Raw genomic sequence first — 15,125 nt, 5'->3', positions numbered from 1 at the left:
GCCTTGGGCACTCAACTCTATGGAGGACGCTGTGTATCAAGGGCCCCCTCTTCCCGTTCCTCCACGTTCACGTGTCCGGGGTTTCATCTGCGCCGTCGCGGCCATCGCCCTCGTGACGCTCACCGGCGCGACAAGTCCCCCCGACGCGGACACCCGGACCGCGGCAGACCCGGCAGCCGTGGTCCGCGAGTGGAACGCCATCGCCACCGACACGATCAAGACCAGCCTTGGCCCACGCCCCTCCGGGCAGGTGGCGATCTGGGAGGGGTTCGTCTCCGTCGCCGTGTACAACGCCGTGGTAGGGATTGAAGGCGGCTACGCCCTGTACAAATGGCGCGAGCGCGGTCCGGCCAAGGCCTCCTCCGCGGCGGCCGCCGCCACTGCGGCCCACGACGTGCTGCTCACCTACTTCCCTGCCTTCAAGGAGCGGCTCGACACCGCCTACGCGGACTCGCTCGCCGCACTTCCGGCCGGGCAGGCCAGAGACCGGGGCGTTGACTACGGAAAGCGCGCTGCCGCCCGCATCATCGAACTCCGGGAAGGGGACGGAAGGTTCGCGGACGTTCCTTTCACCGCTTCCCCGGCACCGGGGGTCTGGCGGCCCACCCCGCCCGCGTTCCAGCCCTTCATCGACACCTGGCTCGCCAGGCTCCGCCCCCTCCTGCTCGCCTCCCCGGAGCAGTTCCGCCCCGGCGGACCACCCGCCATCTCCTCGGCCGCTTACGCCGAGGATGTCCAGGAGTTGAAGGCCATGGGCGCGAAGACCGGCTCGGGCAGAAGCGCGCAGCAGACCGAGACCGCCCTCTTCTTCAGCGGCAACCTGGTCGAACAGGTCCAGACAGCCGTACGGGACCACGCCACCCGGCACCGGCTCGGCATCGCCGAGACGGCCCGGCTGTTCGCCGCGGTGAACGCGTCGGCGACCGATGCCGTCGTCACGGCATGGGACGCCAAGCTCCACTACGGCTCCTGGCGGCCGATCACCGCCATCCGCCTCGCCGACACCGACGGCAACCCCGCGACGACGGCAGACCCGGCCTGGGAGCCGCTGCTCCTCACCCCACCACACCCGGACTACATCGCCGGCCATACGACCGTCGCCGCCGCCGTGGCACGCGCCCTGACCGGCGCCCTCGGCACCTCGCACATCGACCTCTACGTCCCCTCCGAGGTCACCGGCACCACGCGGTTCTACGGGTCCGCCGACGACCTCAACCGGGACGTCGTCGACGCCCGTGTGTGGGGCGGCGTCCACTCCCGCACGGCGGACGTGGCCGGCTGCCGGGCCGGCACCCGCGTGGCCGCCTGGGCGCTGGCCCACTACTTCCAGCCGGTCGCCAAGAACGGCACCCAGCCGTCCCTGCCGACACGAACGGCTCGGCAGGACAGGCTCGCCGAGCCCTGGTGCGGCGACGACACCGACTGAACCACGGAGCAGAAGAGGACCCGGCGTCGTGCCGGGCTTCCGATCCAGCCTCGAGCACTGGATCAGCGGGTAGACCTTTCCCTTGCAGGGGTCGGCCACTTCTGACAGAGACCGAGCGGGGACTGTGGGCGGGTCCGGTGAACCACGCACGCCGCACCGCGGACAGGTAGGGCAGGGCCACTTCGTCCGCGGCGGCCGCTACGGCCTCGTCGACCGGTCGCGAGCCGATCGGCTGTGGGTCGGAGTAGACAGGCCCGATGACCAGGATCCGTGCGTGGGGCAGGCCTGCGCGCAGCCGGCGAAGGGTGTCCACCGCGGCGGCCCTGGTTCGTGTCAGCGCCGCACCCTACAGCGGTCACGAGCCTGCGGCAGCAGCGAGCCCGTCAGTAACGGAGGCGGGCCGTATCCCCGTAGATACGCACGATGCAGCTTCTGAAGCAGTCCAGCGGAGTGCCCCCGTTCGCGGGGAGCAGTGTCAGCCCCAGATCCATCAGGGGACGGATAGCGTCTGCGTTCTGGCTGCCGTCGGGGTCGGGTCCCTGTACGGCCGCCCACGCCTCGAACAGGCCCTTGACGGCCTCCCAGCCCGGTCCAGGTACGAAGTGGCACAGATAAGTCGGCTGATCGAACCCGTACTGGCGTAGCTCGCCGATCAGAACGTCGCCCTGCATGAGCCGCCACGTCTCGGTCAACGCTGTCCCCCGTCACAGTTCCCGACGTCGGCGCCACGCTACCGGCCTCCCTGGGCCTGCGCCTGGGGACTCGACCCCAACGTGCAAGGCGGGCAGGTCCGTTCGAAGGCGGCGATGGCGTCGGGGAACCGCGGTTTCGTCACACCCGCGTCCGCGGCGCGCGCTCGATGCGGCCGCCGGGTGAGGAGCTGGAGGTGCCGGGTCTCGGACTACTCCTCAGCCCCGTTGTCACATGCGCGGGTCCGGCGGTGTCTTCATGCCGAACGGCCAAACAGGCCCACGTACAAGGAGAAACACCATGACGCTACGCGTCCCGAAGGCCGAGCTCCCCGCCGAGCTCCGCGAAAACATGATCAAGCAGCTCGGTGCCGTGCTCGAGCCCACCGAGGTGCTGTGGAACAACCCCAAGCTCGCCGAGGCCAACCAGGAGTTCTCGGCCAAGGTGGCCGAGTGGGACGCGGCCGACGCGAGCCTCAAGACGTTCGCGCACATGGCCGTCGCGGCACAGGTCGGCTGCAGCTGGTGCCTCGACATCAATTACTTCCTCGCGCTGAACCAGAACCTGGACCTGGCCAAGGCGAGCCAGGTGCCGCGCTGGCGGCAGTCGGAGGTGTTCACGCCGTTGGAGCGCGACGTTCTCGAGTACGCCGAGGCCATGACGAACACGCCGCCGACCGTCACCGACGAGCTGTCGAAGGGTCTGCTCGACCGGCTCGGCCCGGCGGCGCTGGTCGAACTCACCGTGTTCATCGGCTTCGCCAACCTGGCGACCAGGTGCAATACGGCGCACGGGATCACGTCGCAGGGCTACTCCGATGCCTGCGAGATTCCGCTGGCCGCGCGTCCTGAGACGTCCGGCGTAGCGTCGACGGCATGATCGAGGACCCGTTCGTCGCCCATCGCAGCCTGCTGTTCACGGTCGCCTACGAGATGCTCGGCTCGGCGGCCGACGCGGAGGACGTGCTGCAGGAATCCTGGCTGCGGTGGGCCGATGTCGACCAATCGCAGGTGCGTGACCCGCGGGCGTACCTCGTCCGAACCGTCACACGGCAGGCCCTCAACCGTCTGCGGACGATGTCGCGCAGCCGCGAGGAGTACGTCGGCGAGTGGCTGCCGGAGCCACTGCTGACCAGCCCCGACGTCGCCGAGGACGTCGAGCTCGCGGAGAGCGTCTCGATCGCGATGCTGACCGTGCTCGAAACGCTCGGGCCGACGGAGCGGGCGGTGTTCGTGCTCCGCGAGGTCTTCGAGCTGCCCTACGGCGAGATCGCCGAGGCGACGGGCAAGTCCGCGGCCGCGGTGCGGCAGATCGCGCGGCGGGCACGCGAGCATGTGGCGGCCCGGCGGCCGCGGGTGCCGGTGAGCCGGTCGGAGCAGCAGGCCGTGGTGGAGCGGTTCCTGGCCGCGCTGCGCACCGGCCAGTTGCAGGAACTGCTGGACGTCATGGCACCGGACGTGGTCCTGATCGCCGACGGCGGCGGGCTTGCGGCCGCTGCTCCGGCTCCGATCCACGGGGCCGAACTCGTGGCGAAGATGCTCGCTCGCCCGGGGCGGGCGGTGTCGGCCGTGTGGCTCAATGGCGCGCCCGCGGGCCGGATCGAGATCGACGGCCGACTGGCCGCGGTGAGCCTCGTGGTGGAAAACGGGAAAGTCACCCGGATCCACGCGATGGCAAACCCGCGGAAGCTGACGCGGCTGGATGAACCGGCCGAACTCGCCAGGTAGGCCCGCTGCTGCTCCGGCATCGTGTGGGTTCCGGGTGGTTCCGACCGCCCGGAACACACACGACCGCGCAGTGGTCAGACGTCGAGGCACATCGATGCAGGCCTATTTCGCGAGGCCGGCATCCGCCTCGTCAGGAGCCGCGCGAGCTTGACCCGACTGCCGGCGTCGGTCGGTCCCGAACACTCCCGGCACGGCCGCCGTTTCAGCGTGGAATGGGGCACCGGAGGCGAGCTGGATTCCAGATACAACTCGCGGCATCGGCGGGAGACCGGGGCGAGAGATGGGGACGGGTGGAGGTCTCAGGCAGTGGCCTGGGGGTGTGCCGGGGTCAGGTAGTACACGGCGGTCTGTCCGGCGTGCGGGACGAGCAGGCCCTGCAGCTCCTGCGCTGCGACCTTGAGGAGGTCCCCGTCGCGGTCGGCGTGCAGGGTTTCGAGGACGAAGGCGACGTGTGTGGAGTCCTCGGTGACGCGAGTGCGGTGGGCGTCGCGGTGGTTCCAGTGGCGGGTCAGGACGCCGGTGGTGTCCGCGTAGATGATCTCGCCGGGCTTGGGATTCTCGATGGTGCCGGGTTCGCCGAGCGGGGTGAAGGATTCGGTGCCGTCCGCGTAGCGGATCTCGACATCGCCTGTGACGTGGTCCAGGTCGAAGGCGCCGGCGGGCAGGCCGTGATGGACGGAGACGGCGTTGTAGGAGTCGACGGCAGGGTTGATACGCGGCAGAGTCCCCTTCTTCGCGACGCGGCGACCGAGCGCGTCGACGCTGGGGCGGACGCGGCGCGGGTTGGTGCCGAAGGAGCGGTAGGCGGTGTGCCACGCCTCGATACGGGGGTCGGACTCGTCGGCCGGCTGCCAGGTGCCGTCGGCAAGCCGCTGCTCCAGATCGTCCAGGGCGGCGGCCGTGTCGGGCCAGGGTTCACTGCCGCGCAGGCCGGTGGCGGTGACCAGGGCGATGAGGGTGTCGGGGAAGGCGTCTGCGACGGCGGAGGCGAGGCGGAAGGCGGGCATGCTAGGGATTCCGTTTCCTGGGTACGTGCGGGCGGGGTGCGGGGTCAGGGCTTCCAGGGGCCGATGCGGTCCAGGCGGCGGAGCTGCTGGCGCGCGGTGGGCACGTCCAGGCCCTGGCCGCGCTCGGTGAGGCGGCCGGCGACAGCGGTGCGGTGCTCCACGGGCTTGTGGTCGTCGTACTTGAACTTGGCCACCACGTCGGTGACTTCAAGGCGCAGGCCACGGATGCCGGGCAGCATCCGGCCGTAGGGAGGCTGGTCGACGGCGACGGGGGCGTGGTCGCCGTCCGGCTGGAAGTGGGCGAGCTGACGACGCAGCAGCTCCACCTTGGCCTCGGGCTCGTCGACGATGCTCGCGCGGCAGGCGAACTGCACCGCCGCGTAGTAGCTGGTGGGCACGCCGTCGGTGGGCGGGGTGTCGGCCTTGGCGCGCCAGGGACCGGGGATGAAGGCATAGTCGCCGATGACGGTGAGGACGACGTTCGGGTCGTGCTCGATCGCCTTCCAGACCGGGTTGGGTCGGGCGAGGTGGATGAGGAGGTGGCGGTCGTCGCAGGTGAAGTGGGTGGGGACCACGGTGGGCGGGTGGCCGGGCAGGCCATTGACACTCAGCTGTCCGAAGTCGTGGCCGTCGGCTATCCATGTCTGCCATTCGGCTTCGTCGAGGCCGGCGTCCCAGGGCTGGACGAACATGCGGGTCTCCTTGCGTGGTCGGCTGTGGGGGTGGGCTGCGGGCTGCTCAGGTCAGGGCGAGAAGGCTGACGGCGACGGCGGCGGTGCCCAGGCCGACGAGCTGGCCACGGTGGATGCGTTCGGCGAGCACACCGCGGGCGAGAAGGACCGTGCCGGCCGGGTAGAGAGCGGTGATCACGGCGACGACGGTGAGGTCTCCGCTGCGAGCGGCGAGCAGGAACAACAGGTTCGCCACGGAGTCCAGCACACCCGCCGCTGCCGACATCGCGTATGCGGGCCGCTCGGAGCCCAGTTTGCGGCGCATCAGTCCCGCGGCGATCAGGGTGACGGCCGAGGAGACCGCCCGGCCCACGATCAGCGGGGCCACCCCGCTGTCGGACGGCGTCTGGTGCAGGAATATGAGCTGGAGGGCGATGGCGGCGCCCGCGCCGAAGGCCAGCAGCAGCGCCGTGCGTGAGGGGTGCGCCGAGCCCGCGCCGTGTCCGGCGCTGACCAGCACCACCGCCAGCAGCGCGAGCGGCAGTCCCACCAGCCCGGCGGCGGCCAGGTGCTCGCCCTGCAGCAGACCCACCCCGACGGGCAGCGCGGCGGACACCAGCGCGGTCACGGGCGACAGTACGTTCATCGGGCCGATCGCCAGGGTGCGGTAGAGCAGGGCGAACGCGGCGGCCGAGGCGACACCTGATGCGGCGCCCCAGCCGAAAGCCGCGGAGCTGAACGAGGCGCCGAGCACCGGCCACAGCAGCAGCTCGACCGCGAGACTGGCCGGGGCCGCGACCATCACGGTACGCAGCACATGGGCTTTCCGGGCGCCGAGCCCTCCGAGGAAGTCGGCGCACCCGTAGGCGAGTGAGCTGCCAAGGGCCAGCAGCAGAGCGATCACGGTACATCCCTTACTATTCAATGGAACGACTAAACCGTACAACGGATCGACCGGTCGATGTCAACCAAACGACCGCACGGTGCATTCCAGTGGTCCAGCGGTAAGGATGGAGATCAGATGGCCGAGACGGCCGCAGCCCTGCGAACGGTCGCGCACAACGTCAAGGCGGCCCGCACTCGCGCGGGCCTGTCCCTGGACGAGCTCAGTCGACGCGCCCAGGTGAGCAAGGGCGCCCTGGTGGGGCTGGAGAAAGCCCAGGGCAACCCCAACCTGGCCACCCTGGTCCGGCTGGCCGACACCCTCGGCATTTCGGTGTCCGCCCTGATGCAGGGACCGTCCGAAGGCCGCGTCCGCGTCGTAGCCGCCGACTCAGTGGCACCGCTGTGGACCGGAGAAGGCGGCAGCGAGGCCCGGCTCATGCTGACGACCTCGGGCCCGGCCCCTGTCGAGGTCTGGCGCTGGCGACTGGAGCCGGATGAGGAATACCCCAGCCACCCCCACCAGGCCGGAGTCGTGGAAACCGTCAGCGTCACCTCCGGCCGCATGATCCTGGTCGTCGACGGCACCGATCACACCATCGAAGCCGGGCAGACCGCCACGTTCGACGGTGACACCCCTCATACCTACCGCGGCTCGGGCACCGAAACCTGCCACCTGATCATGACAGTCCACCTGCCCCCGGGCCCCGCTTCCACAACCTGACCTGCAAACAACGCATGCGAAGGCTTACGCCTGCACCCGGCAACCCGGCAACCCGGCAACCGCGAGCGCCCCTTCACTCGCCCTCTTCCGCCAGCGCCCGCGTGATGCGGTCGGAGGCTCGCCAGGCCTCCGTCGCCGGGTCGGATCCGGTGAGGACCTTCGTCATGTAGGCCTTGATCGGGTTGTCGGCCTCGACGGCGGCCCACTGGGGCGAGGAAGGGGTCGCCCGGCCCTGCGCGGCGCCCGCCGCCATGGCCGCGACTCCCTCATCGCCCGCCACCGCTCCGGCGAGGGTGGTCTTGTTGGGCACGTAGCTCATCGTCCGGGCCAGCTCGGTCTGCCACTTGGCGCCGGCGAGTGCCGCGACGACGGCCGTGGCACCCAGCCGGTCGTCGGTGTTCTTGGGCACCACGAGGTCGGAGCCGCCGGTGAAGACCGCGCCGGGCTCGGCCGCCGTCCTGCCGGGGACGGGGAAGAAGCCCAGCTTCCCCTTCAGGGCGGGATTGGCCCGCTCGATGGCCTGAGCGAGCCCGGGCACGGCCACGAGCTGGGCGACTCTTCCCTTCGCGAACACCCCGGCCTGCGGCGGGTGTTCCTCGTCGGCATTCATCGGCCCCTCGCCGAGTGCCTGCAGACGCCGGTAGAAGTCCATGCCCCGCAGCGCGGACGGCGTCTGCAGCGTGCCCTCCCAGGCCCCGGTGGAGCCCTTCTTGGCGAGGTCGCCGCCCTCGTCCCAGATGAGCCCGGCGAGGGTGTACCAGTCCTGTCCCGCGAGATAAATCCCCTGGTTACCGGAGGAGTTGAGCCGACCGGTGTCCGCGAGCCACTGGTCACGGGTCTTCGGCGGCTGCTTGATACCGGCCCGCGCGAACAGGTCCTTGCGGTAGATGACGACGCGGTTGGCCGCGTACCAGGGGATGCCGAACTGGCGGGTGTTGAAGCGGCCGGGCTCGGCGAGGCCCGGCAGCCAGTCGTTCATGCCCCAGTCGCGCATCGACTCGAGGGTCAGGTCGCTCAGTCCGCCGCCGTCCACGTACTGAGCGACCTGGGTGTTGCCGACCTCGATGACGTCGGGTGCGCCCTTCTCCTCGCGTTTGAGCGCCGCCTGGACCTTCTCGCCGATCCCGGTCCACTCCTGGATGCGGATGTCGAGCCGCAGATCGCCGTGCGTCCGCTCGAAGTCCTCGGTGAACCGCTTCAGGAACTCCTTGGACGCGCTGTCCTTCATCAGCCACACCGTCACGGTCCGCCGCTCCGCGCCGCCTTCCGGCAGGGCACCGCAGGCGGTGAGCAGGGAGGCGGCAACGCACACGACGGCGAGGAGGCGGTGTCTCACGAGGGGTCCTTTTCTGTCTTGCGGACAGGGGGAAGGGGGCCCGACGTGGGGGACGAGCTCAGCGCTCGCACGGGTGTTCTGGATTTTGGTATGGACCAATCGGCCCCGTCAAGGGCTCAGCTCCCCGGCACGGTGTCCTCGAAGGCGGTCCCGGCGCTGCGGTACGCGGCGACCTTGGCGGTCACCTGGGCGGGGCTGAGGACCTGGTCCTTGACGTGCAGCACGTAGTCGACCTGCTCGTCGTAGGCGCGGGGTGTCGCACTGGTCTGCCCGGCCAGGTCGATGAGCCACTGGTTGAAGTTGATCGACATGGGACGCTCGGGCAGATACGCGGCGTCGTGCGTACCGAAGAGCTGTCCGTCGATGTAGTACTTGATGCTGCTGCCGTCGATCGTCAGGACCAGGTCGTGCCAGCCGCTGTAGCTCTGGCGGCCCTCGGTGTGCTGGTTGACGGCCTGCCACGGGTCCGGGTTGTAGGTCTCCCAGGACGTCGTGTAGAGGATGTTCGAGGGCTCGCCCCAGCCGCCGTTGGGCAGATACTCGAAGTCGTACTCGGAGTAGTCGTCGGCCATCGGCGCCGTGAGGTCGTTGATGGTGAAGAACGTCTGGACGAGGTGGTCGCCGTCCGGCCCCGTCTTGGGCGCGTCGGCGAACTTGACGCGTGCCGCGTACGTCCCGTTCTTGAACTTCGTGGCCTTGGTGAGGACTTCGGTCTGTTCCGTCGAGGCGCCGGTCCCCGCGGTCGATGTCTCCAGGTTCATCACCGAGTTGCCGCCGGAGCTCACGAAGGTGACGTTCTCCGGGGCCCAGGTCGCGCCGGGCACTCCGGGGCCACCGGAGTTGGAGCGGACGTTCCAGCCGTGCTCGGAGATCTTCGGATCCGTGTGGCCGGTGTAGTTGAAGTCGTCGAAGAGCGCGGCACCGCCGGCGGGCGGGTCGGTCGGATCGGGGTCCGGGTCGGGGTCGTTGCCCGCGGGAGCGGACCCCCAGACGAGCGTGTTCGCGCGGGTCGCCGTCACCTTGTCCCAGTTCGCGTACGAGGTCTGCGCGGCGCCGAAGGAGTAGTCGTCGCTCTGGTTCAGGGTCTGCCAGTCGGAGCGGTAGAAGCGCAGCTGCATGTCGCCGGTGTCGGTCCCGGCCGCCAGGCTGCCCGCGCCGGAGGTGAAGCCGATCTCCAGGTACCGGTCGGCCGTCGCCGTCGGCTGCGAGAGCGTTCCGAAGGCGCCGGTGATGTTCGAGCAGCCCTTCACCGCCCAGGAACACGCGAAGCGATAAGTGGTGCTCGCCGAGTCCGCCTTGAAGTAGTAGCGGATCTTGACCTCGCTCAACTGCAGTGACCCGCTGCCGGTGTTGGTGACCTTCAGCCAGGGCTCGCTCTGGTCGGCGCTCGCACCGGTCGCGCTGGTGCGGTACTGCACGCTGAGGCCGTCGGCGGCCGCGGTGGCGGGCAGGGCGGTGAGTCCGGCGAGGGCGAGCCCGGCGGCTGCCGCGACGCCTATTGCCGTACGCATTCTGGTGCCTTGTCGGTTCATCGATGTGTCTCCTCTCGGAGGGCCGGGAGCCGTGGCTCCCGTCGTGGGGGATGAAGCGGTACGCCGAGGACGTGCAGGCGTACCCGGTGATGCCGCAGCCGATGCGTGAAGTCCGGCCAGGGTCGGGGTGCCGACCAGGCGTTCTCGGCGAGAGCGCACAGCCGCGGGAACGCCCGGTACTCGATGTGCGCGGGCGTGGGCAGATACTCCGTCCACAACTGAGCCTGGGCGCCGAGGACTTGGGCGGCGGCTTCGGGCTCCCAGTCGGCGGGGGCGGGACGGAAGGCATGCACGGCGTCGAGACCGATCGGCGGCCCCGGCTGGGCGGGCGGCTCCTCGCGGCTCGCCGACTCGGCGTAGTCGAAGTAGGTGGCCCGGTGGGGCGCCATCACCACGTCGTGGCCGCGCCGGGCCGCGACCAGGCCGTCCGCCGCGTCCCGCCAGGGCAGCACGGTGAAGGAGCGGGGCAGGGTCACCCCGTCCTCGCACCAGCCGAGGGGCTTGCGTCCACGGCGTACGAGGAACTCCCCGACGCGCCCCATGAACCAGCCGTGGAGCTGCTCGGGCCCGGCGAGCCCCTCCTCCAGCGCCCGCCTTCGCGCATCCGGCTGCGCCGCCCATTCGGTGGTGGGGCACTCGTCGCCGCCGACGTGGATGTACGGCGCGGGGAAGGTGTCCATGACCTCCTCGAGGACGGTGCGGCAGAAGTCCAGGGCCTGGTCGTGGACGCCCAGCACATGCTCGGACACACCCCACTCGGTCCACACGTCGAGCCGGCGGTCGGGGTCGTTGCCGAGCTCGGGGTAGGCGGCGAGGGCGGCCCGGACATGGCCGGGCATGTCGATCTCGGGTACGACGGTGACGCCCCGCGCGGCCGCGTGGGCGACCAGTCCGCTCAGCTCGGACCGCGTGTAGCTGCCGCCGTGCGGGATGCCGTCCCCGCGGGTCTGCGCGCGCCGGGCGCCGATCTCGGTGAGCTTGGGGTAGGCGGCGACGGGCATGCGCCAGCCCTGGTCGTCGGTGAGGTGCAGATGCAGGGTGTTGAGCTTGTGCAGCGCCAGCCGGTCGATGAATCGCCTTATGTACGAGGCGGGTTGGTAGTGCCGGGCCACGTCGAGCATCGCCCCGCGCCACGCGTATCGCGGTACGTCGGTGATCCGCACGCAGGGCAGGGTCCAGGCGACACCGCGTACGGGGCTGCCGGCGAGGGCGTCGGGTGGCAGCAGTTGGCGCAGGGTCTGGACCGCGCGCAGCAGGCCGGTGGGGTCGGCCGCGTACAGGAGTACGGCGTCGGGGGTGACGGTGAGGCCGTATCCCTCCCGGCCGAGGGCGGTGAGCGTCGGGTCGAGGGCGAAGGTGAGCTGTCCGTCGGCGGTCGCGGGCAGCGGCAGCCCGGTGGCGGGGGCGAGGAGTTCGCGCAACAGCGCGGCGGCCGCCTCGGTGCCGGGTGCCACCGTGAGGCTGGTGCGCTCGTCGAAAGTGAACTGCCCCGACCGCACAGCGAGTTGGCTCGGGACGGGAAGCAGCGGAACGTCGACTGCGGGCATGGCGGAGGAGCCTTTCGCGACCGGATCGACCTTACCAATTGGTCAACTGACCTCTTGCGCGACATGAAGGTGGCATAGACCAATAGGGGCGTCAAGAGTCCTTGCAGCAAAGGGATTTGACGCCGTACCTGGAGGCATGGCTCGTCAACTGGTCAACCGGCCAGCTACCATCGACCTGACCAGCTGAAGGCGAGCATCGGGGAGCGGGCGACCCATGGACGGCGTACTGAAACGGGAGCGGGTCCGCGACTTCCTGCTCGGACTCGTCGAGGACCGCGGCCCCGGGGCGGCCATTCCCTCCGAGCGCACGCTCTGCGCCGAACTCGGCGTCTCGCGGCCCACGTTGCGTGCCGCCGTCGACGAACTCGTCGCCACCGGACTGCTGGTGCGCGAGCACGGGCGGGGCATGTTCGTGGCGCCCGCGAAGATCACCCAGGAGATCGTTCCGGACCGGCAGACGGCGAGCGTGCCGCTGGCCACCGGCAGCTGGTCGAGCCGTGTGCTGGAGCTGGCGACGATCCGCGCGGGCGCCAGGATCGGCCGGAAGCTGCGGATGTCACCGGCCGCCGAGCTGGTCTACATCGCGCGGCTGCGGCTGGTCGACGGCTCCCCCATGGCGATCGAGCATCTGCACATCCCGGCCGCGCTGGTGCCCACGCTCACCCCCGCGGAACTGGAGGCCGGAGACCTCTACACCCATCTGCGGGAGCACCACCAGGTCCATGTCCACGAGGCGACCCAGTCGATCGAGCCGACCGTCGTCAGCGAGGCCGAGGCCAAGGTGCTGGGGGTTCCGGTCCTCTCCCCCGCGCTGCTGATCGAGCGCCTGACCACGGACACCTCCGACCGCCCGGTGGAGTACGTGCACTCCCTCTACCGGGGCGACCGCTACCGCATCGTCTCGCGGCTGTCGCTGGGCTCGCACCACGGCCGTACGGCCCGGGACGCACCCGAGGACTTCACCCAGGGCATCCCCGACATCTCGCGGACCGCCGCGCTGTGGGGCACCGTGGAATGACGCGTGGCACACCCGCCACGGCGGAGAGGAGCACCCGCATGTCCGAGAACACGTACCGGGTCACCGAGATCGTCGGCACCTCCCACGAGGGCGTCGACCAGGCGATTCGCAACGGCATCACCCGCGCCTCGCAGACTCTGCGCAACCTGGACTGGTTCGAGGTCACGCAGGTCAGGGGGCAGATCGAGAACGGGCAGATCGAGCACTACCAGGTCGGCCTGAAGGTCGGCTTCCGGCTGGAGGAGGGCGACTGACACCCCCTGGGGCCACCCTTGGGGCCCACTCCCTGCCCGGCCCCGCCAGGGCCTTCGCGAACCCCTCAGGTCCGGCCCTCCGGCTTCAGGTCCGACCCTCCCGCTCCTGCGCGTCCTTGAGCGCCTCTGACGTGGCAGCCCAGCGCGCCCGTACGACCCTGAAGCCCGCCCGCTCCGCGTCCTCGCAGACGAGCTCGTCGTCGTCCACGAGGACGCGGATCTCACGATTGCGGGCCAGTCGGCGCAGGATCTCCAGCTTGGTGTGCCGGGCGGGCCTGCGGTCGTCGTTGCGCCGCATCCAGATGCGCCCGTCGGGCAGCCCCTGCGCGGCCAGCCAGTCGACGGTGTCCCGGCGGCACCGCTCGGGGCGGCCGGTGAGGTAGACCACCTCGCACTCCTCCGCGCTCTCCTGCGCCAGCGCGATGCCCTCGGCCAGCGGCGGGTCCTGCGGCGCGGCCGCGAAGAACGCGTCCCAGTCCCGCGGTTTGCGCTCCAGGAACCGCTGCCGGTGCGCGGTGTCCGCGAGTGTGCCGTCCAGGTCGAACACGGCCAGTGGTCTGCTGCTCTTCTCCTTCACGCGGACCACCCTAAACAGGGGCGAGGACACCCTGCGCGCCGCGGCAGCCGATCCCCCGCGTGAACACGTCCAACTTCCGCATCGTCAGCCTCTGTTCACACCACCCAGCAAGCCCTTACCGTAATGCCTCGCACAGCATGTCGTACAGCATTCGGTATTTCGAACAGAAGCAGGGTGGTGAAGGGACACCACCGACCCGGCTTTTGGGCATGCGGAGGTCTTCGTGAACCCCCCTCTCGACAGACGTCACTTCCTCGCCGTCACGAGCACGGCGGAAGTCGCCGCGCCGACTGCGTGACCGATCCAAGGAGAGCCGCACATGAACACACCTGGCATACCGTCGCGCCCCGCGCGGCCATCGCGCCGGAGCCTGCTCCGCGCGATGGTCGCCCTGCCGGCCACCGCCCTCGTCCTCGGTGAGCTGCCCGGACTGCTCGGCACCGCCGCGGCCGCGGCACCCGCCCGGGGCTACGCCACCCGCTACACCATCGTGCCGTTCCTCAACAGCAACGACGGCACCGTCAACGTCTACGAGTCGGACGACGCCACGGACTTCCGGCTGCTGAAGGCCTCCGCGTACACGCCGCCCAGCAACCGGATCCGCGACGCCAGCGTGTTCAAACACGCCGACGGCTACTACTACATCACCTACACCACGCACACCTGGCAGGACGTCAGCACCACCATCGGCTTCGCGCGCAGCTCCGACCGGGTCAACTGGACCTTCCTGTACGACTACACGGTCCCGATCGCGGGCCTCTCCCGCGCATGGGCGCCCGAGTGGTTCGTGGACAGCGACGGCAGCGTGAACATCATCGTGTCCTGCTCGGTCACCAGCGACGAGTGGATCTTCACGCCGTATCTGCTGAGGGCCACCAACTCCGCGCTCACCGCCTGGAGTTCGCCGGTGGCGCTGTCCGGCATCGGCGCCAACCACATCGACACGTTCATCGTGAAGACCGGGTCGACGTACCACGCGTTCACGAAGAACGAGACGACGAAGTACATCGAGTACGCGACCGCCTCCAGCCTCACCGGCTCGTACACGATCCGGCGGACCGGTGACTGGGCGGGCTGGGGCGGCACCCGTGAGGGCCCGGCCCTGATCCAGCTCGACAACGGCGGCTGGCGGATCTTCTTCGACGGCTACGGCGACGGCAGTTACTACTACAGCGACAGTTACGACACCTTCGCCACCTGGAGCGCCCCGAAGAAGCTGCCGGGTATCTCCGGCACCGCACGCCACTTCACCGTGATCAAGGAGACGGTCTCCGCAGGCACGAGTCTGCCGACCGGCGTCACCCGCTCCTTCCGGTCGGGCAACTACACCACCCGCTACTGGCAGGAGCAGTCCTCGCTGCTCAACCTGCCCGTGGTGAGCGGCTCCAGCAGCACCGCGGAGAAGCAGGCCGCCACCTTCACCGTCGTGGCGGGTCTCGCCGACGCCAACGGCTACTCCTTCCGGGACGCGGCCGGCAACTACCTGCGGCACTACGACTTCCGCGCCCGCTTCGACGCCAACGACGGGACGTCGACGTTCGCCAAGGACGCCACGTACATCGCCCGGACCGGCACGGCGAGCGGCGCGGTCCGCCTGGAGTCGTACAACTACCCGGGCTACTACCTGCGCCATTACAACTACCAGCTCCGCGTGGACGCCGCGGACGGCACCGATCTCTTCCGCCAGGACGGCTCCTTCGTCCCCGTCATGGCCTGGGCATGACCGCCACCCGC

Annotated in this window: 15 protein-coding genes; 7 read left to right on the top strand and 8 right to left on the bottom strand. The window is 70.1% G+C overall.

All coding sequences use genetic code 11. The features are described from left to right. Nucleotides 1-112 precede the first annotated feature (112 nt). Nucleotides 113-1,426, top strand: coding sequence for a vanadium-dependent haloperoxidase (locus AB5J53_RS42955; RefSeq protein WP_369250996.1), 1,314 nt, complete (start codon nucleotides 113-115; stop codon nucleotides 1,424-1,426). Nucleotides 1,427-1,809: 383 nt separating this feature from the next. On the opposite strand, the gene AB5J53_RS42950 is transcribed toward AB5J53_RS42955, so the two are convergent. Continuing rightward, complete coding sequence (locus tag AB5J53_RS42950) at nucleotides 1,810-2,118, bottom strand: hypothetical protein (protein ID WP_369250995.1); 309 nt, start codon at nucleotides 2,116-2,118, stop codon at nucleotides 1,810-1,812. Between the two features lie 298 nt (nucleotides 2,119-2,416). Here AB5J53_RS42950 and AB5J53_RS42945 point away from each other — a divergent pair, with 298 nt between their 5' ends. Both AB5J53_RS42945 and sigJ read left to right on the top strand, forming a co-directional pair. Beyond that, complete coding sequence (locus tag AB5J53_RS42945; protein ID WP_369250994.1) at nucleotides 2,417-2,995, top strand: carboxymuconolactone decarboxylase family protein; 579 nt, start codon at nucleotides 2,417-2,419, stop codon at nucleotides 2,993-2,995. Next, nucleotides 2,992-3,843 carry an RNA polymerase sigma factor SigJ gene (gene sigJ, locus AB5J53_RS42940; protein WP_369250993.1) on the top strand — a complete coding sequence of 284 codons (852 nt, stop codon included), beginning with the start codon at nucleotides 2,992-2,994 and terminating at the stop codon, nucleotides 3,841-3,843. The genes AB5J53_RS42945 and sigJ overlap by 4 nt, the downstream gene beginning before the upstream one ends. Before the next feature lie 299 nt (nucleotides 3,844-4,142). Here sigJ and AB5J53_RS42935 read toward each other — a convergent pair whose 3' ends face one another. Genes AB5J53_RS42935 through AB5J53_RS42925 form a run of 3 tightly spaced genes read right to left on the bottom strand, consistent with a single transcriptional unit; the run spans nucleotide 4,143 to nucleotide 6,425 of the window. Next, nucleotides 4,143-4,850: a B3/4 domain-containing protein gene (locus AB5J53_RS42935; protein ID WP_369250992.1), complete on the bottom strand. Its 708-nt coding sequence runs from the start codon at nucleotides 4,848-4,850 to the stop codon at nucleotides 4,143-4,145. A gap of 44 nt (nucleotides 4,851-4,894) precedes the next feature. After that, nucleotides 4,895-5,542 (bottom strand): FMN-binding negative transcriptional regulator, encoded by a 648-nt coding sequence (locus AB5J53_RS42930; RefSeq protein ID WP_369250991.1) that lies wholly within the window; start codon nucleotides 5,540-5,542, stop codon nucleotides 4,895-4,897. A gap of 46 nt (nucleotides 5,543-5,588) precedes the next feature. Then, a complete protein-coding gene (locus AB5J53_RS42925; protein WP_369250990.1) occupies nucleotides 5,589-6,425 on the bottom strand; it encodes an EamA family transporter in 837 nt (278 codons plus the stop codon). Between the two features lie 117 nt (nucleotides 6,426-6,542). Here AB5J53_RS42925 and AB5J53_RS42920 point away from each other — a divergent pair, with 117 nt between their 5' ends. Beyond that, nucleotides 6,543-7,127 (top strand): helix-turn-helix domain-containing protein, encoded by a 585-nt coding sequence (locus tag AB5J53_RS42920; protein WP_369250989.1) that lies wholly within the window; start codon nucleotides 6,543-6,545, stop codon nucleotides 7,125-7,127. A gap of 73 nt (nucleotides 7,128-7,200) precedes the next feature. Here AB5J53_RS42920 and AB5J53_RS42915 read toward each other — a convergent pair whose 3' ends face one another. The 3 genes from AB5J53_RS42915 to AB5J53_RS42905 all read right to left on the bottom strand — a co-directional run bounded on the left by AB5J53_RS42915 (nucleotide 7,201) and on the right by AB5J53_RS42905 (nucleotide 11,542). After that, complete coding sequence (locus AB5J53_RS42915; RefSeq protein ID WP_369250988.1) at nucleotides 7,201-8,463, bottom strand: extracellular solute-binding protein; 1,263 nt, start codon at nucleotides 8,461-8,463, stop codon at nucleotides 7,201-7,203. A gap of 116 nt (nucleotides 8,464-8,579) precedes the next feature. Beyond that, nucleotides 8,580-9,974 (bottom strand): cellulose binding domain-containing protein, encoded by a 1,395-nt coding sequence (locus tag AB5J53_RS42910; RefSeq protein WP_369252833.1) that lies wholly within the window; start codon nucleotides 9,972-9,974, stop codon nucleotides 8,580-8,582. Between the two features lie 17 nt (nucleotides 9,975-9,991). Further along, a complete protein-coding gene (locus AB5J53_RS42905) occupies nucleotides 9,992-11,542 on the bottom strand; it encodes a beta-N-acetylhexosaminidase (RefSeq protein WP_369250987.1) in 1,551 nt (516 codons plus the stop codon). Nucleotides 11,543-11,756: 214 nt separating this feature from the next. On the opposite strand from AB5J53_RS42905, the gene AB5J53_RS42900 reads away from it, so the two are divergent. Then, the gene (locus AB5J53_RS42900; protein ID WP_369250986.1) at nucleotides 11,757-12,560 is read left to right on the top strand and encodes a GntR family transcriptional regulator; all 804 of its coding nucleotides are present in this window, start codon (nucleotides 11,757-11,759) and stop codon (nucleotides 12,558-12,560) included. Between the two features lie 38 nt (nucleotides 12,561-12,598). Beyond that, entirely contained in the window at nucleotides 12,599-12,814 is a 216-nt protein-coding gene (locus AB5J53_RS42895) for a dodecin (RefSeq protein WP_189185607.1), read from the top strand. An 85-nt stretch (nucleotides 12,815-12,899) separates the two neighbouring features. On the opposite strand, the gene AB5J53_RS42890 is transcribed toward AB5J53_RS42895, so the two are convergent. After that, a complete protein-coding gene (locus AB5J53_RS42890; RefSeq protein ID WP_369250985.1) occupies nucleotides 12,900-13,391 on the bottom strand; it encodes an HAD family acid phosphatase in 492 nt (163 codons plus the stop codon). A gap of 334 nt (nucleotides 13,392-13,725) precedes the next feature. Here AB5J53_RS42890 and AB5J53_RS42885 point away from each other — a divergent pair, with 334 nt between their 5' ends. After that, the gene (locus AB5J53_RS42885) at nucleotides 13,726-15,114 is read left to right on the top strand and encodes a glycoside hydrolase family 43 protein (RefSeq protein WP_369252831.1); all 1,389 of its coding nucleotides are present in this window, start codon (nucleotides 13,726-13,728) and stop codon (nucleotides 15,112-15,114) included. Nucleotides 15,115-15,125: the final 11 nt, after the last annotated feature.

This window comes from Streptomyces sp. R41 (genome assembly GCF_041053055.1).
In the GTDB taxonomy this organism is placed as follows: domain Bacteria; phylum Actinomycetota; class Actinomycetes; order Streptomycetales; family Streptomycetaceae; genus Streptomyces.
The sequence above is the reverse complement of the archived record's forward strand: the minus strand, read 5'-3'. Positions and strand labels throughout refer to the sequence as shown.

Coding starts and splice junctions, on each gene's coding strand:
- AB5J53_RS42920 (WP_369250989.1), top strand. CDS start 6,543: ATGGCCGAGACGGCCGCAGCCCTGCGAACGGTCGCGCACAACGTCAAG.
- AB5J53_RS42930 (WP_369250991.1), bottom strand. CDS start 5,542: ATGTTCGTCCAGCCCTGGGACGCCGGCCTCGACGAAGCCGAATGGCAG.
- AB5J53_RS42910 (WP_369252833.1), bottom strand. CDS start 9,974: ATGCGTACGGCAATAGGCGTCGCGGCAGCCGCCGGGCTCGCCCTCGCC.
- AB5J53_RS42945 (WP_369250994.1), top strand. CDS start 2,417: ATGACGCTACGCGTCCCGAAGGCCGAGCTCCCCGCCGAGCTCCGCGAA.
- sigJ (WP_369250993.1), top strand. CDS start 2,992: ATGATCGAGGACCCGTTCGTCGCCCATCGCAGCCTGCTGTTCACGGTC.
- AB5J53_RS42905 (WP_369250987.1), bottom strand. CDS start 11,542: ATGCCCGCAGTCGACGTTCCGCTGCTTCCCGTCCCGAGCCAACTCGCT.
- AB5J53_RS42895 (WP_189185607.1), top strand. CDS start 12,599: ATGTCCGAGAACACGTACCGGGTCACCGAGATCGTCGGCACCTCCCAC.
- AB5J53_RS42900 (WP_369250986.1), top strand. CDS start 11,757: ATGGACGGCGTACTGAAACGGGAGCGGGTCCGCGACTTCCTGCTCGGA.
- AB5J53_RS42935 (WP_369250992.1), bottom strand. CDS start 4,850: ATGCCCGCCTTCCGCCTCGCCTCCGCCGTCGCAGACGCCTTCCCCGAC.